Genomic DNA, 26,741 nt, shown 5'->3' with positions numbered 1-26,741 from the left:
TCAGCCGCCCTCTCGGTCCCGCAGTAAAGAGCACGACATTCCCCTGAGCCCTTTTCGGGGCCAAGAGCCAGGTGACGCCGACCCGCTTCGAGCGGCCGGTGCGACGGGGAGCACACACCGATCCGAAAGGCGGCACCACCTTGCCCGCTCCCACTGCTCAGGTACCCGGGGGCCTGCACCCCTCCGGCACCAGGACCACCCCGGTCATGGTCGCCTGCATGCTCTCCGCCTTCGTGGCCATCCTCGACCTGCAGATCGTCGCCACCGCCCTGCCCCGCATCGCGGGTGACCTCGGCGGTATCGACCTCTTCGCGTGGGTGACCATCGCCTACGTCATCGCCTCCAGCGTCACCACGCCGGTCTACGGCAAGCTCGGCGATCTCTTCGGCCGAAAGGTCACCTACCTCTCGGCGATGGGCCTGTTCCTGCTGGGCTCCGCGCTCGCGGGCGCGGCCGGCTCCATGGAGCAGCTCATCGTCTTCCGCGTCGTGCAGGGTCTGGGTGCCGGAGGCCTGTTCGTCTCCGTCCTCGCCATCATCGGTGAACTGTTCACCCCGCGTGAAGGCGCCAAGTACTACGGCATGTTCGGCATGGTCTTCGCCGGGGCCTCCCTCGCCGGCCCCGCGATCGGCGGCATGCTGACCGACGCGCTCAGCTGGCACTGGGTCTTCCTGGTCAACCTGCCTGTCGGCGCCGTGATCGTCGTCCTGCTCGTCAGGTACCTGCACCTGCCCAGGACGGTCCGCGGGGTGGCCAAGCTCGACTACGCCGGTATCGTCACCCTTTCCGGGGCCATCATCGCCCTCACCCTCCTCACGTCATGGGGTGGTGTCGAGTACGCATGGACCTCTCCGCAGATCATCGGCCTCGGCCTCGGCACCCTGCTGTTCCTCGGCCTGTTCATCAAGGCGGAGTCCACCGCCGTGGAGCCGATCGTGCCGCTGCGCCTCTTCAGGGACTCCACCTTCACCATCTCGCTGCTCGGCACCATCATCTGCGGCATCGTCTTCGTCGGCGCCGTGCAGTTCCTCGCCCTGTACGTCCAGGTTGTCACCGGTGCCAGCCCCACCACGTCCGGCTTCATCCTGCTGCCGATGATGCTGGGCCTCGTGCTCTCCTCCGTCGGCTCCAGCAAGATCATCGGCAGGACCGGCAGGTACAAGGTCTTTCCCGTCCTGAGCATGGCCCTCGGCATCGTCGGCGCTCTCCTGCTGTCCACCATGGACACCGAGACCCCGCGCGCCCTCGCCATCCTCTACATGGCCGTCTTCGGCTTCGCCTCAGGTCTCTCCGCCCAGGTCTTCACACAGGCCGCCCAGAACACCGCGCCCCCGCAGGACATGGGAGCTGTCTCCGGCACCGTGACCTTCGGCCGCTCCTTCGGCACGTCGATAGGGATCTCGCTCTTCGCCGCCATCTTCTACGGCCGCCTCACCGACGAGCTCGCCACCCGCGTGCCGGCCGGCGCGCTCAACGGCATCGAACACAACTCGCTCTCCTCGAACGAGGTCCTGGACACGCTCGCCGCCCCGGTGCGCAGCGCCATCGAGGAGTCGTACTCCGCCTCGCTCACCCCGGTGTTCACCGCCGCGGTGCCGATCCTCGCGCTCGGCCTGGTCCTCACCCTGCTCATGAAGAACCTCGAGCTCCGGTCCCGCCACCACGGCGGGGACCAACAGGCCGACGGCCCGGCCTCCGCCGACAGCACCCCCGAAACGGCCTGATCACATCATCCCCCGTATGTGACTCAAGGCCGGAAGTGCCGCCCCCACCGCGATCCGCGGCAGGGGCGGCACTTTCGGCGTGCCCGGGGCAGGCACCGGACGCTCGCGCTTCAGAGCGCTTCGAGCGGGACTCCACGCGAACCGGCCATCGTCAGGAGGAGGACCGAAGCGGTCCCTCACGGCTCGCTAGGAGGCTCGCGTGACAACGACCGATGACCGTACGACGGCCGCGGCGGTCGACCCCGGTCCGCTGATCAAGCTGACCATCGCGGACTGCGCAGCCAAGGTGCTGCACAGTGCGGTGACCCTCGGCGTGTTCGCCGCCCTCGCCGAGGGCCCAGCCGGTGCGGACCACGTCGTCGCCGCGACCGGCCTGCACAGGCGCATGGCCGCCGACTTCCTCGACGCGCTGGCCGGCCTGGGCCTGCTGGAGCGTACGGGGGACCAGTACGGCAACGGCCCGCTGGCCGAGGCGTACCTCGTCCCGGGCACCGCCACCTACCTGGGCGGCTTCGTCGAGCTGACCAACGAGACCCTGTACGGCACCTGGGGGCGGCTCACCGAGGCTCTCACCACCGGAGCCCCGCAGCACCTCGACCCCGACAAGGGCGGCTTCGTCGGGGACCGACACAAGGACCCGGAGAAGATGAAGCGCTTCTTCGCGGGCCTCGACGCCTACAGCGACCGCATGGGCATCGAGATCGCCGGCGCCGTCGACTGGAGCAGCCACACGTCCTTCGTCGATCTCGGTGGCGCGCGCGGAAACCTCGCCTCCGTCCTGGTCAAGGAACACCCGCACCTCAAGGCAGGGGTCTTCGACCTGGAACGCACCCGCCCGCTCTTCACCGAGCACACCACCCGCCTGGGCCTGAACGACCGCATCGGGTTCACCGGCGGCGACTTCTTCACGGACGACATCCCGAAGGCCGACGTCATCGTGCTCGGCCACATCCTGCACGGCTTCGACACCGACCGGCGCCGGGATCTGCTGCACCGCGTCTTCTCCGCGACCAACCCCGGCGGCCAGGTCCTCATCTACGACCGGATGATCGACGACGAGCGTCGCGACGCCGAACGCCTGCTCTCCAGCCTGCACATGCGCCTGGTCAGCCAGGACGGCTCCGAGTACCGCGTCGGCGACGTCCGCACCTGGCTCGCCGAGGCCGGCTTCACCAGCAGCACCGCGGAGCCGCTGCTCGGCACCCACACGCTGGTCACCGCCACGCGATGACCGCTCGGACGCAGCCGCCCGACCCGACCACCCAAGGAAGCAGCATGAGCCAGGAGAACGTTCCCGTCCTCATCGTCGGCGGTGGCCTCACAGGCCTGTCCGCCGCCGTGTTCCTCGCCCACCACGGGGTGAGGTCCACGCTTGTCGAGCGTCACCCCGGGACCTCCACCCACCCCAAGGCCCGGGCCATCAACCCGCGCACCATGGAGCTCTACCGCGCGGTGGGCATGGAGGAGCGCGTCAGGTCAGGCCGTTCGCCGATCTCCGGCAACACCGACCTGGTACATGTCGAGACCCTCGCCGGCAACGAGCGGGTCCGCATGCCCAATGCCTCCATCGAGGACATCGGCCGGATCAGCCCCGCCCGGTGGACCCTGATCGACCAGAACCAGCTCGAGCCCATCCTGCGCAAGCGGGCCGAGGAGGTCGGCGTCGACCTGCGCTTCCATACCCGTCTGGACGCCGTCACCGAGGACGCCGACGGCGTGACCGCGACCCTCACCGACGTCGGCACCGGCGAAAGCACCGAGCTGCACACCGAGTACGTCATCGCCGCGGACGGCAGCCGCAGCCCGGTCCGCGAACTCCTCGGCATCGGTTCCCACGGCCGCGGCACCCTCACCAATCTGGTCAGCTTCTTCTTCGACGCCGACCTCGAGGAACCGCTTCGCGGCCGGAAGATCATCGCCGCCTACGTCAACAACCCTGAAGTCCGGGGCACGATCATCCCGATCGACAACGACCGCAAGTGGGTCATCAACGTCTCCTTCTTCCCCGACAAGGGCCAGAGCGCCGAGGACTTCACGCAGGAGCGCTGCGTCGAACTGGTCCGCGCCGCGGTCGGCGTCCCGGACCTGCCGCTGACCATCGAGTCGGTCGACATGCCGGCCTGGGACATCTCGGCGCGGGTCGCGGACACCTTCGTACGCGGCCGCCACCTCATCGCCGGCGACGCCGCGCACGTGATGCCGCCGACCGGCGCCTTCGGTGCCAGCACCGGCATCCAGGACGCCTACAACCTGGCCTGGAAGCTGGCCCTCGTGCTCGCGGGCAAGGCCGGGCCGGCGCTGCTCGCCTCATATGACACCGAACGCCGTCCGGTCGCCCAGGAGACGGTCCGTCAGGCGATGCTGCGTTTCGCCGTCCGCGAGGGCAAGCAGTTCCAGGACGTCGCCAAGGACCTGGTCGACGAGACGACGATGACCTTCGGATATGTCTACCCGGCCGGTGCGTTCGCCGGCGACGACGCCGGGGGCCGGAGCATCACCGAGAACCCGGACAAGCCCAGCGGCCACCCCGGTGCCCGTGCCCCGCACGTGGTCATCGAGGGCGCCCACGGCCCGTTCTCCACCGTCGATCTCTTCCCGGTCGGCTTCACGCTGCTCACCGCGGGCCCGGCCGCCCCATGGGCGGCAGCGGCTGACGCCGGCCGCGAGCTCGGTCTGGTTCTCAACGTCCGCGGCATCGGTGCGAACGGCGACTACTCCGACACGGAGGGCACCTTCAAGGAGCGCTACGGCCTCGGGGACGGCGGCGCGGTCCTGGTCCGCCCCGACGGCATCGTCGCCTGGCGCTCCGAAGGCAGCCTCCAGGGCGACGTCGGCCGGACCGTGACCGGCCTGCTGCGGGACATACTCAGGCTCGCCTGACCGTCGGCAACCCCACGCAGGACCGGCGCGCCTCCCGGATCTCCGGGAGGCGCGCCGGTCTTCGGTCATCCGGCCGGATGACCGGCTCCGGTGCTGCCGCGGCCGGCCCGTGACGAGCGGGCGGGCCGGTGCCCCTTACGGCTGCTGCTCAGGCCGAGCGCCCGAGCAGCAGCTGAACGGCGGCCGACAGCTCGACCGCCGGGTCCGCGGGCTGTTCGACCGAGCGCCAGGCCACGAACCCGTCCGGGCGGACGAGCACGGCGCCGCCGGTCGTGATCCCGTACTTCTTCAGGAAGCCCTCGGTCACCTCGACCGGCTCCTCCCCGCCCACTTCGTGAAAGTCGACGACGAGGCCGGTGAGCCGGGACACCTGTCCGGCCGCCCGCTCCCACAACCCGGCATCGGGACCGGCCAGCAGCCACCAGCCGCCCTTGAGCAGGTCGTGCAGCGGGGTGTCGGCGCCGCCGGCCCGCAGCTGGAAGTGCGGTGCCCTGGTGCCGGGACGCCCCGACGGCTGGGTCGGGTCCTCCACCAGGGGGCCTTCGTCCCCGCCGGACTCCGGCAGCACCGCGCCCGAACGGTAGACATGACCGAACAGCACAGTGGTCTCCGGCCGGTGCCGGGCCGCGACCTCCTCGTCCAGACCGCTGCGCTGCAGATAGCGGATCACGCCCTGCTCGACGGTGAACTCCGCGACCGGGACCCGCTCCTGCTCGTAGGTGTCCAAGAGTTCGGCACCGGCCTGCCCACGCAGGACCGACGCCAGCTTCCACGCCAGATTGTGCGCGTCCTGCACCCCCATGTTGCCGCCGAACCCACCTGTGGGTGGCATCACGTGGGCCGCGTCCCCGGTCAGGAACACCCGTCCGGAGCGGAACCGGTCAGCGATGCGCGCGGCGACCTCCCAGCTGGTGCTCGACTCGACGGCCACCTCCAGATCCGGCACGCCGACCGCGGCGCGCACCATCTCGACGCAGTCCTCCTCGGAGTACTCGGCGTGGGTCTCCTGCGGAGGCAAGCTCGGCGCCAGCACCCAGCGGTCCGCGTCGTCGAGCCGGCCGAGTACGCCCTTGACCTTGTCGTTGCTGACGAAGCAGAGGAAGAACCGGCGGTCCGCCACGTACTCGTCGAGCGCCGCGTGGAAGATGACGTTCATCTGGCGACCGAAGACACCCTGACCGTGCGTGCCGATTCCCAGCCCCTCGCGGACAGCGCTGCGAAAGCCGTCCGCCGCCACCATGTACGGGGCGCGGACGGTGTTCTCTTCGCCGCTCCGCACATCCCGCAGCACAGCGGTGACCCCGTCGGCGTCCTGCTCGTAGCGCACCATCTCGGTGGCGAAGCGGATGTCCGCCCCCAGCTCCCCGGCCTTGGCACGCAACAGGGGCTCGAAGCGGTCCTGCCCTATCAAGGTCCATCCGGTCGTACTGACCTCGTTCGGATCGTGACGGAACGGCCCGTCGAAACGGCCCAGCTCGCGGCCCGTGAGCGACTCCACCTGCAGGATGTCGCCGTACTGGGCGTGCGGATTCTCCTGCGCGCGCACCTTCTGCTCCAAGCCCAGCGCACGCATCAGCTCCATCGTGCGGGGGCTCGCAGCCTGGGCCCGCGGATGTGCCGAGATGTGCGCATGGCGTTCCACAAGGATCGACCGGATGCCCTGCTGGGCCAGGAACAGGGCCTGCGCCAGGCCCACCATGCTGCCGCCCACGATCAGTACGTCGGTTCGCTCCGCCACCGGATGTGCTCCCTTGTCTCGATGCCGTTCCGTCTCGATGCGGTTCCGGACACTCCCTGCCAGCGAACACCGCTCGGCTAGAGGACCGCTCGGGCTGTGAACGCGCCCCGCGGCGTCCTTTCGGCCGCCTTCGGTCACGGTCCGGTCCGTCCAGACCGCTTCGAGCGGCACGCGAGGCCCGGCTGAAACCGTCGGAGCGCTGCTGACCCCTGCTGGACGGGAGGACCAGGGACGTGGTGGAAACCCTGAGTGTGCTGGTGCTGTTGGGCACCGGCTTGGTGGCGGGGGTGCTGTTCGCCGTGGCGGTCAGCGTCATGCCCGCCCTGATCGCGATGCCGCCCGAGCGCTACGTCGACACCCACAAGCTGCTCGGCAAGCGGTACGACCGCATCATGCCGTTCATCGTGAGCGGCTCCGTCGTCATCGACGCGGCCTTCGCCGTCGGCGCCGACGAGAGCGGACCACGCGTGCTCTTCATCGCCGGCGCCCTGGCGATGGCCGGCGTCGCCGTCGTCTCGCAGACCCGCAACGTACCCATCAACAACCGGGTCAAGAAGACGCAGCCCGAAGACCTCGGGCCGGGCTGGGAGGACCCGCGCATCCAGTGGCGTGACTGGCACCTGCTGCGCACCTGCTTCGCCGTCATCGGCTGCTCCCTGACCGCTGCCGCGGTGGTGCTCTCATGACCGCCGGGACCGGAGCAGGCCCCGCGGCGGGGCTGAGCATCTTCCGGGCCCTGCCCGCCGCCGAGGAACAGGCCGCCGCCAACGCCCGCATGATCGCTGTCCTCACCGGTCCGGAGCCGGGCCCGGTCGCCGAACACCTTGCCCTGCTGCACTTCACGGGCCGGCGCAGTGGCCGCGCACACACCGTGCCTGCGGGCGTGCACCGCATCGGCGGCGCCCTCTTCGTCGCCACCGGCAGCGCATGGCGCCACAACTTCACCGACGGGGCACCCGGAGAGATCACCTGGCGTGGCCGCCGCACGCCTGTTCACTTCGCGCTGGTCACCGACCTCGAGCAGACCGCACGCGGATACCACGACCTGTACGAACGCTACGGCGCCGAGGCCGCCCAGCGGCGCTTGGGCATCGTCGTGGTCCCCACCGCCGCGCCCCCCACCCTGGCCGACTTCCGGGCCGCCGCCGCGGGCATTCCGCTCGCCCTGGTGGCCGTGACCCCCACAGACGAATCCATCACGAACGAGAGGACCTCCCGATGAGCGCAATCGCCGGCTGGGTCGACTTCGAGCGGGACCTGTCCCCGGAGGCCGGGACCGTCGAGGCCATGGCGGCCGCCCTCGCCCACCGCGGCCCCGACGGCCGTGGCATCTGGGCCGAAGGGCACGCCGCCCTCGCCCACCGGCGCCTGGCCCTGCTCGACGTGACGGTGAGCGGCGCGCAACCCGCCGTCCACACCACCGAAGGCGGTGCCACGGTCGCCGTCCTCACGCTCGACGGAGCCCTCACCAACCACACCGAGCTACGAGGCGAACTGGCCACGAGGGGGCACCGGTTCACCGGCGGCGGCGACGGTGAGACCGCCCTGCACGCCTACCTGGAATGGGGAGCAGGCTTTCTCACCCATCTCGAGGGCCTCTTCGCGATCGCCGTGTGGGACGTACGCACCCAGGAACTGCTGCTGGCCCGCGACCGTCTCGGCGTCAAGCCGCTGAGCTACTACCCGACCCACGACGGAGTCCTGTTCGGGTCGGAACCCAAGGCGATCCTCGCCCACCCCGGCGTCGAGCCGGTGGTCGACGCCGACGGCCTGCGCGAGCTGTTCGCACACAGCCGGAAGCCCGGCACCGCCGTCTTCCGGGGCATGCGCGAGGTCGTCCCCGGCCACGCGCTCATCGTCCGCCGCCCCGGCAGACAGGAGCAGCGGTACTGGTCGCTGCCCGCTCGGCAGCACACCGACGGCCTCGAGGACACCATCACCACCGTCCGCGGCCTGCTCGCCGAAGCTGTCGCCTCCCACTTGCGCGCCGACGTCCCCGTGGGTGCCATGCTCTCCGGCGGCATCGATTCCAGCGCTCTGACCGCCCTCGCCCACCAAAACCTTGCCGCCGGCGGTGCCGGGCCGCTGCAGAGCTTCTCGGTCAACTTCACCGGCTACACCGAGAACTTCGAGCCCCACCCCACGATGCGCTCCACGCCCGACGCGCCGTTCGCGGCACTCGCCTCCCGGCACATCGGCTCCCAGCACTCCGAGATCCTGCTCGACACGGCCGCCCTCACCGACCCCCAGGTGCACGCCGCCGCCCTGCGAAGCCAGGACGCCCCCTCGCCGCTCGGCGACATGGACGTCTCCCTCATCCAGTTCTTCGCCCGGCTCCGCAATGCAGGGTTCACCGCCGTGCTCTCCGGCGAGACCGCGGACGAGGTCTTCAACGGCTACTTCTGGGCGTACGACCAGAAGCACAGCAACTCGCAGACCTTCCCCTGGGTCTCCTTCGAACGAGGCCATGACGCGGCAGCGGGCGGACTGGGAACCTCCATGATCGACCGACAGCTGCGCAAGCAACTGGACTTCCTCGGTTACGCGGACCAGCACTACCGGGACGCCCTCACCGAGGTGCCGCACATCGACGGGGACACCCCCGCCGAACGCCGGGCCCGTGAGGTCACCTATCTCGCCCTGACCCGCTGGGCGCCCACCCACCTCGACCGCGCCGACCGTATGAGCATGGCCCACGGCGTGCAGCTACGGCCGCCGTTCTGCGACCGGGCGCTCGTCGAGTACGTCTACAACGTGCCGGCTGCCATGAAACGGGTCGACGGCGTCGAGAAGAGCCTGCTGCGCTCCGCCGTCGCCGACCTGCTGCCCGACGCCGTCCTGCACCGCAGGAAGAGCGCCTACCCCACCACGCAGGAAGCCGCCTACGGCGACTTCGTGCGCCGCCGCTTCGCCGAGCTGGCCACCGACCGGGACGCAGCCGTCGCCGGCCTGCTCGACACCACCACCACCGCCGAGGCGCTGACCGCCGACGGCTCCCCGCAGGGTGCCTTCGCCTGGGTCGAGAGGGCCAGCATGGAGATGGTGCTCCAGCTCGAGACCTGGCTGACCGAATACCGGATCGACCTGCGGCTCTGACGTCGCCGGACCGCCGGTCCAGGCCGCTTCAAGACAGCTTTGAGAACCACCCACGAGGGTGGGACCACGACCGAAGAAGCCAGGAGGGCAACGTGCACCGCACACTGATCGTGGCCAGGATGAACCTCGCCGACGCCGAGGGCGTCGGCAAGGTCTTCGCGGACTCGGACAGCACCGACCTGCCGCACATGGTGGGCGTCTCCCGGCGAACCCTGTTCGCCTTCCACGGCCTGTACTTCCACCTTGTCGAGGCGGAGCAGGACATCAGCCCCAACCTCTACAAGGCGCGCAGCCACCCGCTCTACAACGACGTCAACACCCGGCTCCAGGAGTTCATCTCCCCCTACGACCCGGACTGGCGCGAGCCACGTGACGCGATGGCCGTTCCGTTCTACTCCTGGACGCCCGACAGCGGTCCCGTCGTCACCCAGCCGTCCACACCGAACATGGGCGGTGGCCGATGACGACCGCAGCGAGCACTCCCACCAAGGTCAACCTGGAAGAGGTCGTCCCCAACCGCAAGCGCGGCGGCGACATCCGCATCACCCTCAGCCCCCGCACGGTCAGCTGCACCTCCGGCTTCGGCGGCACGCTACGGCTGGCACCGGGCGAGCACGTCACCGAGCACCTTCACCCGTATTCGGAGGAGTTCCTGCACGTCGTCACCGGCGAGCTGGAGATCACCCTCAACGGTGAGCCCGTCGTCATCGGCCCCGGTGACTCGCTGCTGGTCCCGATCAACATGCGCCACCGCCTGGTGAACACCGGCACGGAGCCGGCCCAGGTGGTCTTCCACCTGTCCCCGCTCGCTCCCCGCCCGGAACTCGGACACGTCGACACCGAAGCCCCGCTCGTCGAGAACGGCAGCAACCCGGACGTCGGAGGAGCTCGATGAGCCGTCGCGCCGTCATCACCGGGGTCGGCGCCGTCGCCCCCGGCGGCATAGGCCGGGACGCCTACTGGGACCTGCTCTCGCACGGCCGTACAGCCACCCGGCAGATCACTCTGTTCGACGCGTCGAAGTTCCGCTCCCAGGTCGCCGCCGAGTGCGACTTCGACCCGGTGGCCGCCGGCCTGAGCCCCCAGGAAGTGCGCCGGATGGACAGAGCCGCCCAGTTCGCCGTAGTCGCGGCCCAGGAGGCGATCGAGGACAGCGGCCTCGACATCGCAGCCGGCGATCCCGGCCGGACCGCCGTCAGCATCGGCAGCGCCGTCGGCTGCACCACCGGCCTGGAGGACGAATACGCGGTCCTGTCGGACGGCGGCAGGAACTGGCTCGTCGACCACACCTACGGTGTCCCGCACCTGTACGGCTACATGGTCCCCAGCACACTGGCGGCCGAGGTCGCCTGGCGGGCCCAGGCAGAGGGTCCCGTCGCACTGATCTCGACCGGCTGCACCTCCGGCCTCGACGCGATCGCCCACGGCGTCCAGCTCATCGAGGAGGGCGCCGCCGACATCGTCCTCGCGGGCGCCACCGATGCCCCGCTGTCGCCCATCACCTCCGCCTGCTTCGACGCGATCAAGGCCACGACACCGAACACCGACCATGACCCCGGCACCGCGTCCCGCCCCTTCGACGGCCGCCGCGACGGCTTCGTCCTGGGCGAGGGCTCCGCGGTCATGGTGATCGAGGAAGCGGAGTCGGCCCGTCGCCGCGGCGCCACCGTCTACGCCGAGGTGGTCGGTTTCGCCAACCGCTCCAACGCCTTCCACATGACCGGACTCAAGCCCGACGGCCGTGAGATGGCCGAAGCCATCACGGTCGCCCTGCAGCGCGCACAGCTCGACCCGCACGACATCGACCACATCAACGCGCACGGCTCCGGTACCAAGCAGAACGACCGGCACGAGACGGCCGCCTTCAAACGGAGCCTCGGAGAACGCGCTCATGAGATCCCGGTCAGCTCCATCAAGTCGATGATCGGGCACTCGCTGGGCGCGATCGGTTCCCTGGAGGTGGCCGCCTGCGCACTCGCCCTGCGCCACCAGGTCGTGCCGCCGACGGCCAATCTCACGGTCCCCGACCCCCAGTGCGACCTCGACTACGTGCCGGTCGCCGCCCGGGAGCACCACATGGACCATGTCCTGAGCGTCGGCAGCGGGTTCGGCGGCTTCCAGAGCGCCATGATCCTCAGCCGCCCGGGAAGCCGGAAGAAGGCGGCGGCATGAGCGCGCTCGGTATACCCGAAGGACGTCGCCGCCCGGCGGTCGTCACCGGTCTCGGCGTGGTCGCCCCCACCGGCATCGGGGTCCGCCGGCACTGGGAGTCCGTGCTCGCCGGCAAGAGTGGTCTCGGCCGCATCACCCGGTTCGACCCGGCGGACTATCCGGTCAGAGTGGCCGGGGAGGTGCCCGGCTTCGCAGTCGGCGAGCAGGTACCCAGGGGCCTGATCGACCGGACCGACCGGTTCACCCACTTCGCCCTGGCCGCGGCCGAGGCGGCCCTCGCCGACGCGGACGCCGATCCGGAACAGCTGCCCGAGTTCGAGATGGCCGTGGTCACCGCGAGCTCCTCCGGCGGGACCGAGTTCGGCCAGCACGAGATGGAGCAGCTCTACCAGCAGGGCCCGGCCTGGGTCGGCGCCTACCAGTCCATCGCCTGGTTCTACGCCGCCACCACCGGCCAGGTCTCCATCCGCCACGGCATGCGCGGGCCCTGCGGAGTCGTCTGCGCCGAACAGGCGGGCGGCCTGGACGCGCTGGGCCAGTCCCGGCGGCTGCTGGACACCGGATCCCGCCTGGTCCTGAGCGGTGGCACGGACGCCTCACTGTGCCCGTACGGCCTGACCGCTCAGCTGTCCACCGGCGCGCTGTCCACCACGGACGACCCGGCGCGCGCGTACCTGCCCTTCGACGAGGCCGCCGACGGCTACGCTCCCGGCGAGGGCGGAGCCATGCTGCTCGTCGAGACCGAACAGGGCGCCCGTGAGCGAGGCGCCCAGCACTACGGGCGGATCCTCGGTTACGCGGCGGGGTTCGACCCGCTGCCCGGCACCGGCCGCCCGCCCGTCCTGGCCTCCGTCGTCCGCCGGGCGATCAGGGACGCCGGGATCACCGCGGACTCCGTCGACGCAGTCTTCGCCGACGCCGCGGGCACGCCGGATCTGGACCATGCCGAAGCCGCCGCGATCAACGAGGTGTTCGGCGCCGGACAGGTACCGGTGACCGCCCCCAAGACCCTCACAGGCCGGCTGTACGCGGGCGGGGCGCCCCTGGACGTGGCAACCGCCCTGCTCAGCCTGAGTGCCGGCGTGATCCCGCACACCCCCGGCGTCGACCGCCCCGCACCCGGCCTGGGAATCGACCTGGTCGTCGGCAGCCCGCGGCACACCGCTGCCCGCACCGCCGTGGTTCTCGCCCGCGGCCACGGCGGTTTCACCTCCGCCCTGGTCGTGGACGCAGGCAACCGCACCGACCACACCAAGTGACCCGTCCGCAACGGAGAAGGCAGGAAGTCATGAGCGAACCTACCGAGGAGGCCCGAGTCTGATGGCAGGCCACACCCGCAACTCCGTCGTCATCGACGCCCCGATGGACCTGGTCTGGGAGCGCACGAACGACGTGGCGTCCTGGACCGAGCTGTTCAGCGAGTACTCCGTCGCCGAGATCCTGGAGCAGGACGGTTCCACCGTCACTTTCCGGCTCGCCCTGCATCCGGACGAGGACGGCAAGGTCTGGAGCTGGGTCTCTCGGCGCACCACCGACGCGGCGACCCGCACCGTCCGTGCCCACCGGGTCGAGACCGGCCCCTTCGAGTACATGAACATCCACTGGGAGTACGCCCAGACCGACGAAGGCGTTCGGATGCAGTGGACCCAGGACTTCCACATGAAGGACGGGGCACCGCTCGACGACGAGGGCATGACCGACCGGATCAACCGCAACAGCCTGGTCCAGATGGAGGTCATCAAGTCCAGGATCGAGGCCGACGCCCGTGCGCGGCGCACCCCGTTCGCGGACCTGGCGGGCAAGCGGATCCTGGTCACCGGCGGTTCCAGGGGCATCGGGCGCGGCATCGTGCTCGCCGCCGCTCGCGCCGGTGCCGACGTGGTCACCTGCTACCGCCGGGAGAACGACCACGTCACGTCGCTGGCCAAGGAGCTCGCGCCGTTGCCCGGCACCCAGCACGTGCTGCGGGTGGACGCGAGCGAGGCTTCCGGCGCCCGGCGGCTGGCGGACCGGGCGGAGAAGCTGCTCGGAGGTCTCGACGCGGTCGTGAACAACGCCGGCGACTTCGCGCCTGTGCCCTACGCGGAGCTGACCGACGCGGCGTGGGCCACGGCGCTGCAGTCGAATCTCACCGGCACCCACCAGGTCACACAGGCCGTGCTGCCGCTGCTCGGCACGGGCGCGTCGATCGTCAACCTCGGCTCCACGGTGGCGCGTATCGGCATGGCCGGGGGCGTCCACTACACCGCGGTCAAGCAGGCCCTGGTCGGCCTGACCCGTTCCCTGGCCCGCGAACTGGGACCGCAGGGCATCCGGGTCAACACGGTCTCGCCCGGCCGGATCGCCACCGAGGCACTCGACGAACTGCCGCCCCAGGCTGCCGCCCAGCAGCGTGCGGTCTTCTCGAAGTTCGCCGCCCTCGGTCGCCTCGGCACCCCGCAGGAGATAGCCGATGTCGTGCTCTTCCTGATCAGCGACCAAGCCTCCTACATCACCGGACAGAACATCCACGTCGACGGCTGCGTGTGAGCCACCGTCGCACCACGGAAAGGACAGACACGTGGAACTCGGACTGCAGGGAAAGAAGCTTCTGATCACCGGCGGCTCCAGGGGCATCGGGCGCGGCATCGTGCTCGCCGCGGCCCGCGCCGGCGCTGACGTACTGACCTGTTACGTGCACGACAGCGAGCACGTCGAGAGCCTGCGCCGGGAACTGAAGGGGACCGGCGGCGACCACGAGGTCGTACGCGCGGACATCGGCGACCTGGAACAGGTCGATGGGCTGGTGGCGAGGGCCAAGGAGAAGTACGGAAAGCTCGACGGCATCGTCAACAACGCCGGTGTCATCAGCCACATACCCTTTGCCGAGCTCCCGCCGGACGAGTGGTCGCGCGTCCTGGACACCAACCTGACGGCTGCCTACCGGGTGATTCAGCAGTCGCTGCCGCTGCTGGGGGCCGGCGCATCGGTCATCAACATCGGTTCACGCGGTGCAGCCGCAGGCATTCCGCTGCGCGCCCACTACACCGCGGCCAAGGCGGCGATGATCGGCCTCACCCGCTCGCTCGCGAAGGAGCTGGGCGGCAAGGGGATCCGGGTCAACGTCGTGGCGCCGGGCGTCATCGAGACCGAGGCCTTCGACTCCATGCCTGCCGAGCGTGCCGAGGGCCTGCGGGCGACGTACGCCCAGAAGACGGCCCTGGCGCGGCTGGGCCGGGTCGACGAGCTCGCCGCACCGGTCCTGTTCCTGCTCAGCGACCTCTCGGCGTATGTCACGGGTGAAACCCTCAATGTCGACGGAGGCATCTGACCGTGTCCGACGCCACCTTCCGGGTCATGCTCCGCATGCAGATAAAGCCCGGCATGGAAGCCGATTTCGAGCGGGTGTGGAAGGAGGTCGGGGGCTCGGTCACCAGCCACCCGGCCAACCGCGGCCAGTGGCTGTCCAGGAGCACTACCGTCGACGAGGACGACATCTACTACATCATCAGCGACTGGGTCGACGAACCGCAGTTCCGCCGGTTCGAGACCAGCGATACCCACCTGCAGCACCGCACCAAGCTGCACCCGTACCGCAGCGGTGGCTCCATGGCGACGATGAACATCGTCGCGAGCCTCTCGAGGACAGCCGCATGACGGTCGCTCCCGCTGTGGAAGTGGTGCTCTATCACCTGTCCCCCAGGGGTGAGGACGTTCTGGCGGCCTACCACGAGACCAGTCGCCGTATGGCCGGCACCCCGGGTCTGCTGGGCAACCAGCTGATGAGCGAACTCGGCCGCCCCGACTCCTATGTCGTGGTGAGTCATTGGGACACGTGGGAGTCCTTCGAGAAGTGGGAGAGCGGCCCGGAGCACAAGGGCCAGACGGCACTTCTGCGCGAGTTCCGCGACACCGAGCGGGCCCGCCCGTTCGAGATCTACAAGGTCCTCGCCAGTTATTGAGGCCGGACCCGTGCGGGGGCTCCGGGGAGGCACTCGTGGTTTCCCCGGAGCCCCCGCACGGCGATCCGGTGCTCCGACATCGCACGGAGGAGAGAGCGTGGAGAGCCCGAGCCGGACGCACGACCACAGCACGGGCGCACCACCGCCCCCGACCGGAGGGAGCCGGCAGCCCGGCACAGGCGGGCACTCCTTCCCGTCACGCGGCGGCGCTGCCCCCGTGCCCCAGACCCGACGGGCGTTCGTCACGCTGCTCGGCGTGGATCTCTGGGAGCGGTTCAGCTTCTTCGGGATGGCCGCGATCCTGGTCCTCTACCTCACCGCGGTCCCAGCCGACGGTGGCTTGGGCATGGGCTCGCAGACCGCCACCGCCGTGTTCGCCACCTACATGTCCTTGAGCTTCATCGCCGGCCTGCCCGGTGGCTGGCTCGCCGACCGGGTGCTCGGCGCGCGCCGGGCCGTGCTTCTCGGCGGCGGCCTCATCGCCACCGGACACGCCGTCCTCTCCCTCTCCCTCGCTCCCGCGCTCTATGCCGGACTCCTGCTCATCGTCGTCGGTACCGGCCTGTCCAAGCCTTCGCTGGCCGCCATGGTGGCTGCTGTCAGTGGTGCCGAGAAGCGGGAGGAGGCGTTCTCCCGCTTCTACATGTGCATCCAGGTCTCCGCGCTCGTCGCCCCCGTCGTCACCGGACTGCTGGCGGAGAAGGTCACCTGGCACCTCGGCTTCGCCGCAGCCGCCCTCGGTATGGCAGCGGGCCTGGCTCAGTTCGGCATCGGGGATGCGCGCCTTCGAAGGGATCGGCCGAGGTCCGGCGCGTCCCGTCTCGCGTGGAAAAGCCCGTACGGCAGTCCGGCGGGGCGGCGTCATCGTTGCGGTCGCCGCGGCCGCCGTCACCGCGGTATCGCTCGGCGCGCTGCCGCTCACCGCGGTACTGGCGGTGCTGGGGCTGGTCACCGTGGCTCTGCCCTTCCTTTATCTGCGGACGCTGAGCCGCCGCACGTCCATGGGCGGCAAGCAGCTTTCTGCCTTCACCGTTGTGATGGGTGCGTCGGCGGCCTTCTGGATGATCTTCGCGCAGAGCGGTTCGGTGCTCTCCCTCTTCGCGGAGCGCCACACCGACCGCGTCGTTCTCGGTTTCGACGTACCCGCGAGCTGGATGCAGTCGGTGCACCCGCTGTTCGTGCTGCTGCTGGCCCCCTTCGTCACGCGGCTGCGCGGTGGGGTGACCACGAAGGTCGCGGGCGCGCTGGGCGTGGCCGGTCTGAGTTTCGTCGTCATGGCGGGGGCCGCACTGCTGGCCCAGGAGCACCGGGTCTCGGTTGCCTGGCTGATCGCGGTCTATCTGCTCTACTCCCTCGGCGAGATCGTCCTGGCCCCGGCCGGTCTGGCACTCAGCGCGGCGGTCGCTCCTCCCGGTTTCACCAATCGCTTCCTCGCGCTCAACGGCATGTTCGCCGCGGTCGGTGTGGTGCTGGGCGGTCAGCTCTACCGGCTGACCGCGGTGCTCCCGCTGCCCGCCTACTTCCTGCTGATGGGTACTGCTGTGCTCACGATCGGTGTCGCTCTGGCAGCCGTTGCACGGCGTCTGCGTCCGGCCCTGCCGGTCTGAGCTGTCTCAACACATGCAGATAACAGCAAGAAGCAAGGAGGAGACCCAGGGGCTTGCACCGGGAGGCCGGAGGGGCGTCATGACCGTACCGGACCAAGACGTTGCGATTCGGTTCGACACGGACCGATACGAAAGCTGCAGCTGAACGGGAAGGAGGCATTGTTCGGCTTCTTGCTGTTATCCATCATTCCGGGGCCAGGATCCGTACGCTGGGGCGCATGCCGCCCAACCGCACCCGCACGGCCGACGCCTCCACCGCGATCGGCCACTTCCTCGAAGCACTCGAAGCCCGCGGGTACGCGTACGAGACGCGACGGCTGCGCGCCCACTTCCTCGACGAGTACCTGGAGCACGCGCTCGGCGAGCAGCGGACCACCGCGCTCCCCGTCGACGAGCTCATGGACCTCACCCGCGCCGAAGCGTGGCTCGCTGCCGCGGCCACCGGCCGGACCCGCAGCCGCAACACGCTCACCGGCCCCGCCGCCGCGGCGGCCGGCAACACCCAGCGCACCCGCGCCCAGACCTGGAACTCCTTCGCCGAACACCTCGGCCTCCCCCTGCGCCTGGAGACGCCCCCCGCCGCCCACGGCGACTGGCTCGAGCCCGAGGAGTCCCACAAACTGCTGCGCACCCTCGCGGTGAAGCGCCCCGTCGGCTCCAACGCCGCGACCGCCATCCGCACCGCCGCGGTGGCCGCCCTCGTCGCCGCGACCGGCCGCTCCGTCCCCGGCCTCCACCGCCTGGACGTCACCGACGTCGACCTCGAGCACCGGCCCTTCCCCCAGATCCGCCTGGACACCGGCCCCCACCCCCTCGACAAGGACACCGCCGACATCCTGCGCCGCTGGCTCAAGGTCCGCGCCGGCATCACCCAGCAACTCGAAGGCACCGACCCCGGCTACCTCTGGATCCCCACGAAGCCCGGCCGGCCCCGCGGCGGCGAGGAGCCACCCAAGCCCGGACTGACCCGGGCCGCCGTACGCACCCTGCACTCCGCCCACCGCAACCTCGTCCTACAGGTCTTCGGCGCACCGCTGCGCCCCGGCGCACTGCTCCTGCCCCGCCCGTGACGGAGCGGCTCACCGACGCCGGCCGATTCTTCACCTGAACCAAGCGGCGTCACGTTCAGCCCAACCCTGAAGTTGTGACACCTCTGGGCTGGGCCGGACGGAGAACGGCCTCGGGACTGGTATTCACGCATGTTGAGGTGTCGTGTATTCACCAGCCGAGACGTGTTCATGGCCTGATGGGGTGACGGACAGTGATGTCAGGGAGTCTCGCTCTCTGCTCTTTGACCTCGTCTTGTGACTGCGAGCTTCCGCTTACTCCAGATAGAGAGCTGCCAAGCGGGGCAGTCGACGAGTCATTTCGTCGTGGTCATCGAAATCGAAGTTCCAGGCGGGGTCCAGATCCCGGTAGCGGATGGTGGGTGGGCTCGCAGGAAGCTGATCACCGGTCGCCGAGATGTGTGCGTTCCAGGCGATGCCCAGCATGTCCTCACCTTCCAGGTCGACGCCGTCGGCTGCGGTGGCTTGAACGATGGGCAGTTCTGCCAGGGCATCGGGGTCAGCGGCTACGCGCTCGAAGACTTCACGGCCCTGAGTGATCAGCCAGCCTCGGAAGTAGTCGAAGCCGTCGTCAGAGCACCCGCCGTTGGCAATGTATGCAGCGGCCCATAGAGGATTGGTGTAGGAGTCAACCATCAGGTCCCACAGCACCTGCTCAGCTGCGACGATCTCCTCGACCGGCCGGGAGGCCAGCAGCGAGGTCGCCTCGCGAGCGACCGCTTCGCCGTCGTTCGGATTGGACGCCTGATTGCGGGCTGCCTCAATGAGCTGCCAGAACTGCTGCTTGTTCATGGAGGCAGAGCCTGCCACCAGGTACTGACATTGGGCCGGTCGCGGGAGCTCGGCCCATCAGAGCAGCCACGTCGCTCGTGTCAGCGTGTGTGGTCGCCGGGTGCATATCGGCTCCAGGTTCCTCCGGCTTCGGTGACCAGGCGGGTGGCGGGCTTGTCGTGGTAGCCGAGCGCCTTCGCGATGACGGGGGCTGGGGCTTGGAGGACGAGTTGGCGGATCGCGGAGGTCCTGCCGCGCTGTGGCGGGACCCCGATCTTTCGCAGGTGGACTTGGAGACTGACCGGATTTATGGGCTGTCCGGGCTGGCGGCCGGGGAAGAGCCACTGTGAGCTTCTACTGTTGGCGTAGGGCAAGTGCTGGCGGGACTGGACGTATGCCCGCATGAGGTCAGCGACGGGTTCCGGAAGCGGGGACGGCGGGTCTCCCAGCCGGACGGTGAGGGTGGCCCCGTCGTCGATGACGTCGTCCACGGTGAGGCGGACGATGCGGGTGACGGGTTGCGCGTAGAACAGAACGAGCGCGGCCGCGACCCGGGCCCGCAGGGGCAGGGAGTCGTCGTTGAGGGTCCGCCGGAGAATGGCGAGTCGGCGGTGCTGGTGCAGCGGCGCTTGGTCGTGGTTGATGACTTGGGGTGGCAGGGGAGGCGAGGCATCCGGCTCGTCTTCATGCACCAGCGCAGGAACGTCTGGGCCGGGCGACGGGTGGCCAGCTTCTCTGTGTGCCAGGCGTCGACGTCGGCCTGCTGGCAGTGTTCGAGGGTGCGGCCTCGGTTGGCGAGCCAGGAAAGGGAGGTGCTGGCCTGAGTGATTCCCTGTCTCGCCTGGCCGGTCTGGGAACGTCCCAGAGGCCCCTTCTCGGCCTTGCTCCGCAGGCGCCGCATCTGGTGCCAGGTGGCGAAATGCTGAAGAAGCCGACAGTGTTCAGGATCCTCGATGACGCCGAGCCGTTCGGTCAGCCAGCGCTGGTAGAGCATGAGCTGTCGGTCGACGCGTGGCAGGGCGCCACTGTCCATCAGCAGGTCACACAGGTGGACGATGGTTCGCCAGGGTGTTTCCTGGTGGCCCATCGTGGGTGAGCGGGAGGGCGCCGGCGGCCAAGCCGTGGAGGAGACTGACGACGTTGGGGTTGCGGAGCCAGATCAGGCGGCTCTTGGGCTGGTCCATCTCCAGCAGGATGGTGACCAGCGGTTGCAGCGGAGGGGCGACGTGCCCGGTGCCGTCGTCGAGGAGGCGGGCGAGAGTGTCGGCGAGGGTGCAGCGTTCGCAGAGACGCCTGCCGAGTAGGAATCCTTCGAAGCGGCGCCGGTGTAGCAACATCCAGTGACGTGGGTCACCGCGGGATCGGTGGGCCGCATGTGGAAGGCTCAAGTCCGTCTTGGCCTGGGCAGCAGAGGCCACTCATCGCGGCGTTCCGGCTCGCTGATTCTGAAGTGGTCCTTCTCGAAAAGTCTTCGCTAGGAGACGGGTAGTCGCTGCATCGAAGGATCAGAACAAATGAGCCTCTAGGCCAACGTCTTACGACCCTGGAGGGTATTTCTCAGGCCGAGCGCCTGATGACCTCCACTTTTCCGTAGGCAGCAGACCTGCCAGGGCGAGCGAAGAGTGCTCAGTGCAGCAGTTGAGATCAGTACAGCGATGAGACTGCCGGCGTGCGTTGGGCAAACGTCGGACAGGGGCTGTTGCTGAACCGACCGCTTTCCCGGATTGACCGTGGTTGACCATCTGGTTGACCCACGCCTCCCAGTCATGCACGGGACTCTCGACTGTCCGGACAGAGCTCCCGGACAGGAGGACACGACTCTCGACTGTGCCCGGCGCAGTCTGCGGCGACTCCTGGAAGAAGAGGCGCTCGGCCCGTATGTACGGCTCGCGGAGTCCGGAGCGCTACGGCACCGCAGGGTCGAGGGCGGTCTCCCGCCGACATCGGAGGCGACCAACGAGATCCGCCGCCGGTGCGTCGACCTGCTGCGCGAGGCGCTGGGTATGCCCGCGCTGCGCCTGGGTGGCGGGGAGATTCCGCTGCAGCCCACACCGGAGGCGGCCACCCTCTCCGCGCTGGCCCGCCAAGCTCGGCGCGCTCGGCGAGGCGAAATCCCTGACCTGATTGCGCAAACGGGTCGAGAAGATGCTCCCGAAGATCGACCTGCCGGACCTTTTGTTCGAGGTGAACGCCTGGACCGGCTTCCTCGACGCCTTCGTGCACCTCGGGGACGGCACGATCCGGATGAAGGACCTGTCCACCTCGGTGGGCGCGCTGATGGTCTCGGAGGCGTGCAACATCGGCCTGGCGCCGGTAGTGAACCCTGGCTACGAGGCGTTGACCCGGGCCCGGCTCGTGCACGTCGACCAGTACTGCCTGCGCGCCGACACCATCGCCGCGGCGAACGCCGCGCTGATCACCGCCCAGGCCGAGGTGCCGATCGTGAAGTTCTGGGGCGAGGGACTGCTCGCCTCGGTGGACGGGCTGCGGTTCGTCGTCCCCGTCCGTACGGTCAGCGCGGCCCCGTCGCCGAAGTACTTCGGGTTCAAGCGGGGCATCACCTGGCTCAACGCCGTCAACGACCAGGTCGCGGGCATTGGGCAGATGGTCGTCCCCGGCACCCCGCGCGACTCCCTGCACATCCTGGACGCGCTGCTGAACCTGGACGGCGGCGTGAAGCCGGAGATGGTGGCGACGGACAACGCCTCGTACTCCGACATGGTGTTCGGCCTGTTCAAGATCCTCGGCTACAACTTCAGCCCGCGGTTCCGCGACTTGGACGACCAGCGGTTGTGGCGGGCCACGATGCCCGGCGTAGAGACGGGCAGCTACGGCGCGCTGGAGGACCTGGCCCGCAACCGCGTGAACCTGAACAAGGTAATCACGCACTGGCCGGACATGCTGAAGGTCGCCGGTTCTCTGGTCACCAATCAGGTCCGCGCCTACGACCTGCTGCGCATGTTGGGGTGCCGGTAAGAACGCTGTCACCAGCCGCAAACGGCGGTGATCTTGCAAGTGTGTCACCCGTGTGGGTGAGTTCGGGGTCGTACAGCTGCGCGGGGTGAGTCCCCGGGAGGACGATCGATGACCGTGGCCCGTACCCCTTTGGACCTGGACGACCTGGTCGAGCACTGGACGCTGTTGAAGGACGAGCAGGGGCTCGTGTCCGGCAAGCGTGGTGCGACGCGACTGGGCTTTGCCGTGTTGCTGAAGTTTTATACGCAGTACGGCCGGTTTCCCCGGGGCCGGTTCGAGTTGCCGGGCGAGGCGGTGGAGTTCGTCGCCCGGCAGGTGCAGGTGCCCGCAGCAGAGCTGGACGCGTACGAGTGGAACGGCCGGACGGTCGAGTACCACCGTGCGCAGATCCGCGGACACCTGGGCTTTCGTGAGTGCAGCGTTGCGGATGCGGACAAGCTGACCGCCTGGCTCGCCGAGCACGTCGCGTGCAAGGAGCGGCGGCCGGAGCAGGTGCGGGTGGAACTGCTGGCCCGCTGCCGCACGGAGAGCATTGAGCCGCCTACCCCCGGCCGGTGCGACCGGATCGTGGGCGCCGCGCTGCGAGTGGCCGAGGAGACGCTGACGGCGAGGATCTCGGCGCGGATCACGGTCGAGAGCACGGAGCGGATCGTCGCCCTGGTCGCCGGCGCCGACCAGGAGGAAGACGCCGTACCCGGTGTAGTCGGTGTCGGTGTCGGTGACGGTGAGGACGGCCCGCCGGTCCTGGGGAAGATCAAGGAGGCTCCGGGCAATGTGAGCCTGGAGACGATGCTCACCGAGATCGACAAGCTGCTCGCGGTCCGCGCGGTCGGGCTGCCGGCGGACCTGTTCATCGACATCGCGCCGAAGGTGGTGGCTGGATGGCGGGCACGGGCCAGGGTGGAGTCCCCTTCCCACCTGCGGACGCACCCGCTGCCGCTGCGGGTAACGCTGCTGGCCGCGCTGCTGCACGAGCGGGAGCGGGAGATCACGGACACGCTGGTGGAGCTGCTGATATCCACGGTGCACCGGATCGGGGCGCGGGCGGAGAAGAAGGTCACCGAGCAGCTGGTCAACGCGTTCAAGAAGGTGTCGGGCAAGGAGAACATCCTCTTCAAGCTCGCCGAGGCGGCGCTCGTCGAGCCGGAGGGCACAGTACGCGAGGTCGTCTACCCGGCGGTCTCCGGCGGAGAGCAGACGCTGCTCGAGCTGGTGCACGAGTTCAAGACCCGCGGCCCAGTCTACCGGCGCACGGTGCAGACCACCTTGAAGGCGTCGTACACCAACCACTACCGGCGCGGGCTGATCAAGCTCTTGGACGTGCTGAAGTTCCGTTCGTCCAACCACACCCACCGGCCGGTGATCGAGGCCCTGGCGCTGGTGGCCCGGTACGCGGCGGCGGGCAACACCACGTACTACCCGCTGGGCGAGACCGTGCCCGTGCACAAGGCGATGGGCGGGGGCTGGGCTGAGGTCGTCCACCGCACCGACAAGCGCGGTCGGCGTCGGGTGGTGCGCATGGTCTACGAGGTCGTCGCCTTCCAGGCTCTGCGCGACCAGCTCAAGTGCAAAGAAATCTGGGTCGTCGGTGCCGACAAGTGGCGCAACCCCGACGAGGACCTGCCCCAGGACTTCGCCGAACGGCGCGAGGAGAACTACCGCGAGCTGCGCAAGCCCCTGGACGCGGCCGACTTCATCGACGAGTTGCGCGAGCAGATGATGACCGGAAGAGGGCGGAGCCTTCGCAGGTGCAGGCAAAACAGTAGCGGGGCGGTTGCGGACCCTGCCACCTGTGCCGGTCTGCGGCAGGGACGGGCGGTTTCAACCCGAGTGGGGAACTGATGGTTGTGCAGAGACGTCCTGTGCTAACAGTTAGAGGCCATCAGTACTGCTGAGGGCGCACGTTCGTCGGCTACGGGGAGGGGCAGGTGTGTCGCGACGTAGGAAGATCACGGTCATGGTGACGGCGGTCATGTTAACCGTGTCGACGCCATTCTTCTGGCTGCTGGACAGCCCGGATACCGGCCAGCTGGTTGCCGCCTCAGTCCAGGGCGTCACTGGTATTGCCGCCCTGGTCTGGGCACTGATGCAGTCCTCAGCCACCCCACAGCCCGGGGTTGTGGCGGTCGATACCGGGAAGGCCAAGGCCACCGGTGGAGGCCGGGCGTCTACCGGCGTGCGACGCCCGCAAGATGCCGGGAGTGGGGCGATTCGGGCGGAGCGAACCGGGGACGCCACTGCGGACGGGCCTGGCAGCAGCGCAAGCACAGGTATCGACTTCAGCTGACCGAGCCGGAACGGCCAGAGCACGCGTGGGAGGTCTCCGTCCGATGGCACGATGGTCCAACCGCCCCCCCGACCCGCGCGGTGACCCCAACACTGATTGTGAGGTCGCGGATGCAAAACGCGAGCCGTCGGTCACCGCCGCGGACACCGGCACCGCCACCGCCACCGATGGCGCCACGGCGGTGACCGGTTACACAGGACCGGACCCAGGCACCGCCAGCCTGGTGCACGTGAGCCATACGGGGGACGCCACCGCCAGCGAGGGCAGCCTGGCCAACACCGGGAACCTGACGATTGACCGCTTCACCCTGGTGCAGCAGGCCGCACCGCGCACACCCGCCACCTGGCCACACCAAGTCGGCGTACTCCCGCCCCGCGCCCAGTCCTTCCAGCACCGGGCCGAAGCCGACCAGCTGCGCGCGGCGGTCGACAGCGGGGGCACCGCGGTGCTCACCCAGGTACTGACCGGGACCGGCGGGGTGGGCAAGACCCAACTAGCCGCCGACTACGCCCGCACCGCCTGGGACAACGACGAGGTCGACGTACTGGTGTGGATCAGCGCAAGCAGCCGCTCAGCAATCACAGCCGGGTACGCACAGGCCAGCGTAGAGGTCCTTGCCGCTGATCCCAGCGATCCGGAGCAGGCCGCACGGGCGTTCCTGGCCTGGCTGGAGCCCAAGGCCGAGCAGAAGCCGTGCCGGTGGCTGGTCGTACTCGACGATGTCGCGGATCCCGCCGATATGCGCGGCTGGTGGCCGCCCACCAGCCCCTACGGCCGCACCCTGGTCACTACGCGTCGGCGAGAGGCCGCCCTGACCGGAGCAGGCCGGTACCGGGTAACCGTGGGCTTGTTCACCCCTCAGGAAGCCGTCGCCTACTTCACCGCCGTACTTGCCGCGCACGACCGTCACGAGCCAACCGATCAGATCAACAGTCTGGCCGCCGACCTTGGATACCTGCCCCTCGCCTTGGCCCAGGCCGCCGCCCACATCATCGACGCGGACCTGACCTGTGCCTCCTACCGGGAGCTGCTGGCCGACCGGATCAGGAAACTGGCCGACCTGCTGCCGGAACCCGGGGCACTGCCCGACGATCAGACCGCCACCGTGGCCGCCACTTGGTCCCTGTCCATCGAACGCGCCGACCAACTTCGCCCGGCGGGCCTGGCCCGCCCCATGCTCCACCTCGCTTCCTTCCTCGACCCCAACGGCATCCCCGCCACGGTCCTCACTAGTCAGCCCGCCCTCGCACACCTCATCGCCCATCGGACCCCACCTGGCACGGGTGGCGCCCACCAGCCGGCCCTGGTTTCGGTGGAGGAGAGTGTGCTCGTGTTGCGGGCTCTCCACCGGCTCAGTCTGATCGACCACACTCCTGACACCCCCCACCAAGCCGTCCGCGTCCACCAGCTTGTCCAGCGCGCTACGCGTGACACGCTTACCCCCGACCAGTATGACCGGATCGCTCTTACCGCCGCCGACGCCCTTACTGCCGCCTGGCCCGACATTGAACGCGACACCGGCCTTGCCCAGACCATGTGTGCGAACGCCTTCTCTCTCGCTCGCACCGCCAAGGACGCCCTGTATCAGCCCGCTTGCCACGTGATGTTCTTCCGCGCTGGCAAGAGCCTCGGCGAAAGTGGCCAGACAGCCGCCGCGGCGGCTGCGACCGAGGAGCTGCTGGCCGACTTGGTGCGGGTGCTGGGCCCCGACCACCCTGACACCCTGGCCACCCGTGGCAACCACGCTTACTGGCAGGCTGAGGCTGGGGATGCGGTGGGCGCGGCGGCTGCTTACGAGGAGCTGCTGGCCGACCGGCTGCGGGTGCTGGGCCCCGACCACCTCAACACCCTGGCCGCCCGTGGCAACCTCGCTTCCTGCCGGAGGCGGGCGGGGGATGCGGTGGGCGCGGCGGCTGCTTACGAGGAACTGCTGGCCGACCAGCTGCGGGTGCTGGGCCCCGACCACCCTGACACTCTCCTCACCCGCCATAACCTCGCTGCCTCGCAGAGTGAGGCTGGGGATGCGGTCGGTGCGGTGGCCGCGACCGAGGAGCTGTTGGCCGACTTGGTGCGGGTGCTGGGTCGCGACCACCCCAACACCCTGGCCACCCGCAGCAACCTTGGTGCCTTGAGGGGGGAGGCAGGGGATGTGGTGGGCACGGTGGCCGCAACCGAGGGGCTGCTGGCCGACTTGGTGCGGATGCTGGGCCCCGACCACCTCAACACCCAGACGGTCCGTGGCAACCTCGCCCACTTGCGGGGTGAGGCGGGGGATGCGGTGGGCGCGGCGGCTGCTTACGAGGAACTGCTGGCCGACCGGCTGCGGGTGCTGGGCCCCGACCACCCCGACACTCTGGCCACCCGCCACGAGCTCGCCTACTGGCAAGGTGAGGCGGGGGATGCGGTGGGCGCGGCGGCTGCTTACGAGGAACTGCTGGCCGACCGGCTGCGGGTGCTGGGCCCCGACCACCCCGACACTCTG

22 protein-coding genes and 3 pseudogenes are annotated in these 26,741 nt (G+C 69.5%); 22 read left to right on the top strand and 3 right to left on the bottom strand.

Annotation, left to right across the window (positions count from 1 at the left end; genetic code table 11):
* The first annotated feature begins 140 nt into the window (after positions 1 to 140).
* From ACIP63_RS34795 to ACIP63_RS34785, 3 genes are all read left to right on the top strand, one after another.
* Positions 141 to 1,724, top strand: coding sequence for an MDR family MFS transporter (locus ACIP63_RS34795; protein ID WP_401524006.1), 1,584 nt, complete (start codon positions 141 to 143; stop codon positions 1,722 to 1,724).
* Positions 1,725 to 1,923: 199 nt separating this feature from the next.
* Positions 1,924 to 2,955 carry a methyltransferase gene (locus ACIP63_RS34790; RefSeq protein WP_401524003.1) on the top strand — a complete coding sequence of 344 codons (1,032 nt, stop codon included), beginning with the start codon at positions 1,924 to 1,926 and terminating at the stop codon, positions 2,953 to 2,955.
* 44 nt (positions 2,956 to 2,999) lie between these two features.
* Positions 3,000 to 4,604 carry an FAD-dependent oxidoreductase gene (locus tag ACIP63_RS34785; protein WP_401524000.1) on the top strand — a complete coding sequence of 535 codons (1,605 nt, stop codon included), beginning with the start codon at positions 3,000 to 3,002 and terminating at the stop codon, positions 4,602 to 4,604.
* A 148-nt stretch (positions 4,605 to 4,752) separates the two neighbouring features.
* Here the strand turns inward: ACIP63_RS34785 and ACIP63_RS34780 are convergent, their stop codons facing one another.
* Positions 4,753 to 6,342: an FAD-dependent monooxygenase gene (locus ACIP63_RS34780; protein ID WP_401523997.1), complete on the bottom strand. Its 1,590-nt coding sequence runs from the start codon at positions 6,340 to 6,342 to the stop codon at positions 4,753 to 4,755.
* Positions 6,343 to 6,575: 233 nt separating this feature from the next.
* Here ACIP63_RS34780 and ACIP63_RS34775 point away from each other — a divergent pair, with 233 nt between their 5' ends.
* From ACIP63_RS34775 to ACIP63_RS34705, 15 genes and pseudogenes are all read left to right on the top strand, one after another.
* Positions 6,576 to 7,028 (top strand): DUF1772 domain-containing protein, encoded by a 453-nt coding sequence (locus tag ACIP63_RS34775; protein WP_329239553.1) that lies wholly within the window; start codon positions 6,576 to 6,578, stop codon positions 7,026 to 7,028.
* Positions 7,025 to 7,564: a hypothetical protein gene (locus tag ACIP63_RS34770; protein ID WP_401523994.1), complete on the top strand. Its 540-nt coding sequence runs from the start codon at positions 7,025 to 7,027 to the stop codon at positions 7,562 to 7,564. Before ACIP63_RS34775 ends, ACIP63_RS34770 begins: the two co-directional genes overlap by 4 nt.
* Entirely contained in the window at positions 7,561 to 9,438 is a 1,878-nt protein-coding gene (gene asnB, locus ACIP63_RS34765) for an asparagine synthase (glutamine-hydrolyzing) (RefSeq protein ID WP_401523992.1), read from the top strand. The genes ACIP63_RS34770 and asnB overlap by 4 nt, the downstream gene beginning before the upstream one ends.
* Before the next feature lie 92 nt (positions 9,439 to 9,530).
* The gene (locus ACIP63_RS34760; protein WP_401523989.1) at positions 9,531 to 9,902 is read left to right on the top strand and encodes a TcmI family type II polyketide cyclase; all 372 of its coding nucleotides are present in this window, start codon (positions 9,531 to 9,533) and stop codon (positions 9,900 to 9,902) included.
* Entirely contained in the window at positions 9,899 to 10,333 is a 435-nt protein-coding gene (locus ACIP63_RS34755) for a cupin domain-containing protein (RefSeq protein WP_329239564.1), read from the top strand. The genes ACIP63_RS34760 and ACIP63_RS34755 overlap by 4 nt, the downstream gene beginning before the upstream one ends.
* Entirely contained in the window at positions 10,330 to 11,610 is a 1,281-nt protein-coding gene (locus ACIP63_RS34750; protein ID WP_401523986.1) for a beta-ketoacyl-[acyl-carrier-protein] synthase family protein, read from the top strand. The genes ACIP63_RS34755 and ACIP63_RS34750 overlap by 4 nt, the downstream gene beginning before the upstream one ends.
* Positions 11,607 to 12,869: a ketosynthase chain-length factor gene (locus ACIP63_RS34745; protein ID WP_401523983.1), complete on the top strand. Its 1,263-nt coding sequence runs from the start codon at positions 11,607 to 11,609 to the stop codon at positions 12,867 to 12,869. The genes ACIP63_RS34750 and ACIP63_RS34745 overlap by 4 nt, the downstream gene beginning before the upstream one ends.
* A 61-nt stretch (positions 12,870 to 12,930) precedes the next feature.
* Positions 12,931 to 13,389: pseudogene (locus tag ACIP63_RS34740) on the top strand (SRPBCC family protein); the annotation flags it as partial.
* Between the two features lie 12 nt (positions 13,390 to 13,401).
* Positions 13,402 to 14,139, top strand: a complete 738-nt coding sequence (locus ACIP63_RS34735) for an SDR family NAD(P)-dependent oxidoreductase (RefSeq protein ID WP_401524165.1) — start codon at positions 13,402 to 13,404, stop codon at positions 14,137 to 14,139.
* A gap of 31 nt (positions 14,140 to 14,170) precedes the next feature.
* The gene (locus ACIP63_RS34730) at positions 14,171 to 14,920 is read left to right on the top strand and encodes an SDR family NAD(P)-dependent oxidoreductase (protein ID WP_401523980.1); all 750 of its coding nucleotides are present in this window, start codon (positions 14,171 to 14,173) and stop codon (positions 14,918 to 14,920) included.
* Positions 14,921 to 14,922: 2 nt separating this feature from the next.
* Positions 14,923 to 15,246 carry an antibiotic biosynthesis monooxygenase family protein gene (locus ACIP63_RS34725; protein WP_401523977.1) on the top strand — a complete coding sequence of 108 codons (324 nt, stop codon included), beginning with the start codon at positions 14,923 to 14,925 and terminating at the stop codon, positions 15,244 to 15,246.
* Positions 15,243 to 15,551: an antibiotic biosynthesis monooxygenase family protein gene (locus tag ACIP63_RS34720; protein WP_329239574.1), complete on the top strand. Its 309-nt coding sequence runs from the start codon at positions 15,243 to 15,245 to the stop codon at positions 15,549 to 15,551. Before ACIP63_RS34725 ends, ACIP63_RS34720 begins: the two co-directional genes overlap by 4 nt.
* Before the next feature lie 289 nt (positions 15,552 to 15,840).
* Positions 15,841 to 16,299, top strand: a pseudogene (locus tag ACIP63_RS34715) (MFS transporter); the annotation flags it as partial.
* Positions 16,300 to 16,504: 205 nt separating this feature from the next.
* Entirely contained in the window at positions 16,505 to 17,158 is a 654-nt protein-coding gene (locus ACIP63_RS34710) for a hypothetical protein (protein ID WP_401523974.1), read from the top strand.
* Positions 17,159 to 17,376: 218 nt separating this feature from the next.
* Positions 17,377 to 18,228, top strand: coding sequence for a hypothetical protein (locus ACIP63_RS34705; protein ID WP_401523971.1), 852 nt, complete (start codon positions 17,377 to 17,379; stop codon positions 18,226 to 18,228).
* A 252-nt stretch (positions 18,229 to 18,480) separates the two neighbouring features.
* Here ACIP63_RS34705 and ACIP63_RS34700 read toward each other — a convergent pair whose 3' ends face one another.
* Both ACIP63_RS34700 and ACIP63_RS34695 read right to left on the bottom strand, forming a co-directional pair.
* Positions 18,481 to 19,017, bottom strand: a complete 537-nt coding sequence (locus ACIP63_RS34700) for a DUF4240 domain-containing protein (protein WP_401523969.1) — start codon at positions 19,015 to 19,017, stop codon at positions 18,481 to 18,483.
* Between the two features lie 80 nt (positions 19,018 to 19,097).
* Entirely contained in the window at positions 19,098 to 19,688 is a 591-nt protein-coding gene (locus ACIP63_RS34695) for a hypothetical protein (protein ID WP_401523966.1), read from the bottom strand.
* 227 nt (positions 19,689 to 19,915) lie between these two features.
* On the opposite strand from ACIP63_RS34695, the gene ACIP63_RS34690 reads away from it, so the two are divergent.
* From ACIP63_RS34690 to ACIP63_RS34675, 4 genes and pseudogenes are all read left to right on the top strand, one after another.
* Complete coding sequence (locus tag ACIP63_RS34690) at positions 19,916 to 20,092, top strand: hypothetical protein (protein WP_401523964.1); 177 nt, start codon at positions 19,916 to 19,918, stop codon at positions 20,090 to 20,092.
* Positions 20,093 to 21,120: 1,028 nt separating this feature from the next.
* Positions 21,121 to 21,960: pseudogene (locus ACIP63_RS34685) on the top strand (Tn3 family transposase); the annotation flags it as partial.
* 120 nt (positions 21,961 to 22,080) lie between these two features.
* The gene (locus ACIP63_RS34680) at positions 22,081 to 23,814 is read left to right on the top strand and encodes a DUF4158 domain-containing protein (RefSeq protein WP_401523962.1); all 1,734 of its coding nucleotides are present in this window, start codon (positions 22,081 to 22,083) and stop codon (positions 23,812 to 23,814) included.
* A 488-nt stretch (positions 23,815 to 24,302) separates the two neighbouring features.
* Positions 24,303 to 26,741: tetratricopeptide repeat protein (locus ACIP63_RS34675; protein ID WP_401523960.1), on the top strand; the 2,439-nt coding region annotated here is incomplete at its 3' end.

The sequence above is a fragment of the Streptomyces sp. NPDC088746 genome, assembly GCF_044751065.1.
Lineage (GTDB): Bacteria > Actinomycetota > Actinomycetes > Streptomycetales > Streptomycetaceae > Streptomyces.
This window is presented reverse-complemented; position numbering and strand designations above follow the sequence as displayed.

Excerpts from the sequence above, each read along its gene's own strand:
- ACIP63_RS34785 (WP_401524000.1), top strand. The coding sequence starts at position 3,000 with ATGAGCCAGGAGAACGTTCCCGTCCTCATCGTCGGCGGTGGCCTCACA.
- ACIP63_RS34770 (WP_401523994.1), top strand. The coding sequence starts at position 7,025 with ATGACCGCCGGGACCGGAGCAGGCCCCGCGGCGGGGCTGAGCATCTTC.
- asnB (WP_401523992.1), top strand. The coding sequence starts at position 7,561 with ATGAGCGCAATCGCCGGCTGGGTCGACTTCGAGCGGGACCTGTCCCCG.
- ACIP63_RS34755 (WP_329239564.1), top strand. The coding sequence starts at position 9,899 with ATGACGACCGCAGCGAGCACTCCCACCAAGGTCAACCTGGAAGAGGTC.
- ACIP63_RS34750 (WP_401523986.1), top strand. The coding sequence starts at position 10,330 with ATGAGCCGTCGCGCCGTCATCACCGGGGTCGGCGCCGTCGCCCCCGGC.
- ACIP63_RS34745 (WP_401523983.1), top strand. The coding sequence starts at position 11,607 with ATGAGCGCGCTCGGTATACCCGAAGGACGTCGCCGCCCGGCGGTCGTC.
- ACIP63_RS34720 (WP_329239574.1), top strand. The coding sequence starts at position 15,243 with ATGACGGTCGCTCCCGCTGTGGAAGTGGTGCTCTATCACCTGTCCCCC.
- ACIP63_RS34705 (WP_401523971.1), top strand. The coding sequence starts at position 17,377 with ATGCCGCCCAACCGCACCCGCACGGCCGACGCCTCCACCGCGATCGGC.
- ACIP63_RS34700 (WP_401523969.1), bottom strand. The coding sequence starts at position 19,017 with ATGAACAAGCAGCAGTTCTGGCAGCTCATTGAGGCAGCCCGCAATCAG.
- ACIP63_RS34690 (WP_401523964.1), top strand. The coding sequence starts at position 19,916 with ATGCTGAAGAAGCCGACAGTGTTCAGGATCCTCGATGACGCCGAGCCG.
- ACIP63_RS34680 (WP_401523962.1), top strand. The coding sequence starts at position 22,081 with ATGACCGTGGCCCGTACCCCTTTGGACCTGGACGACCTGGTCGAGCAC.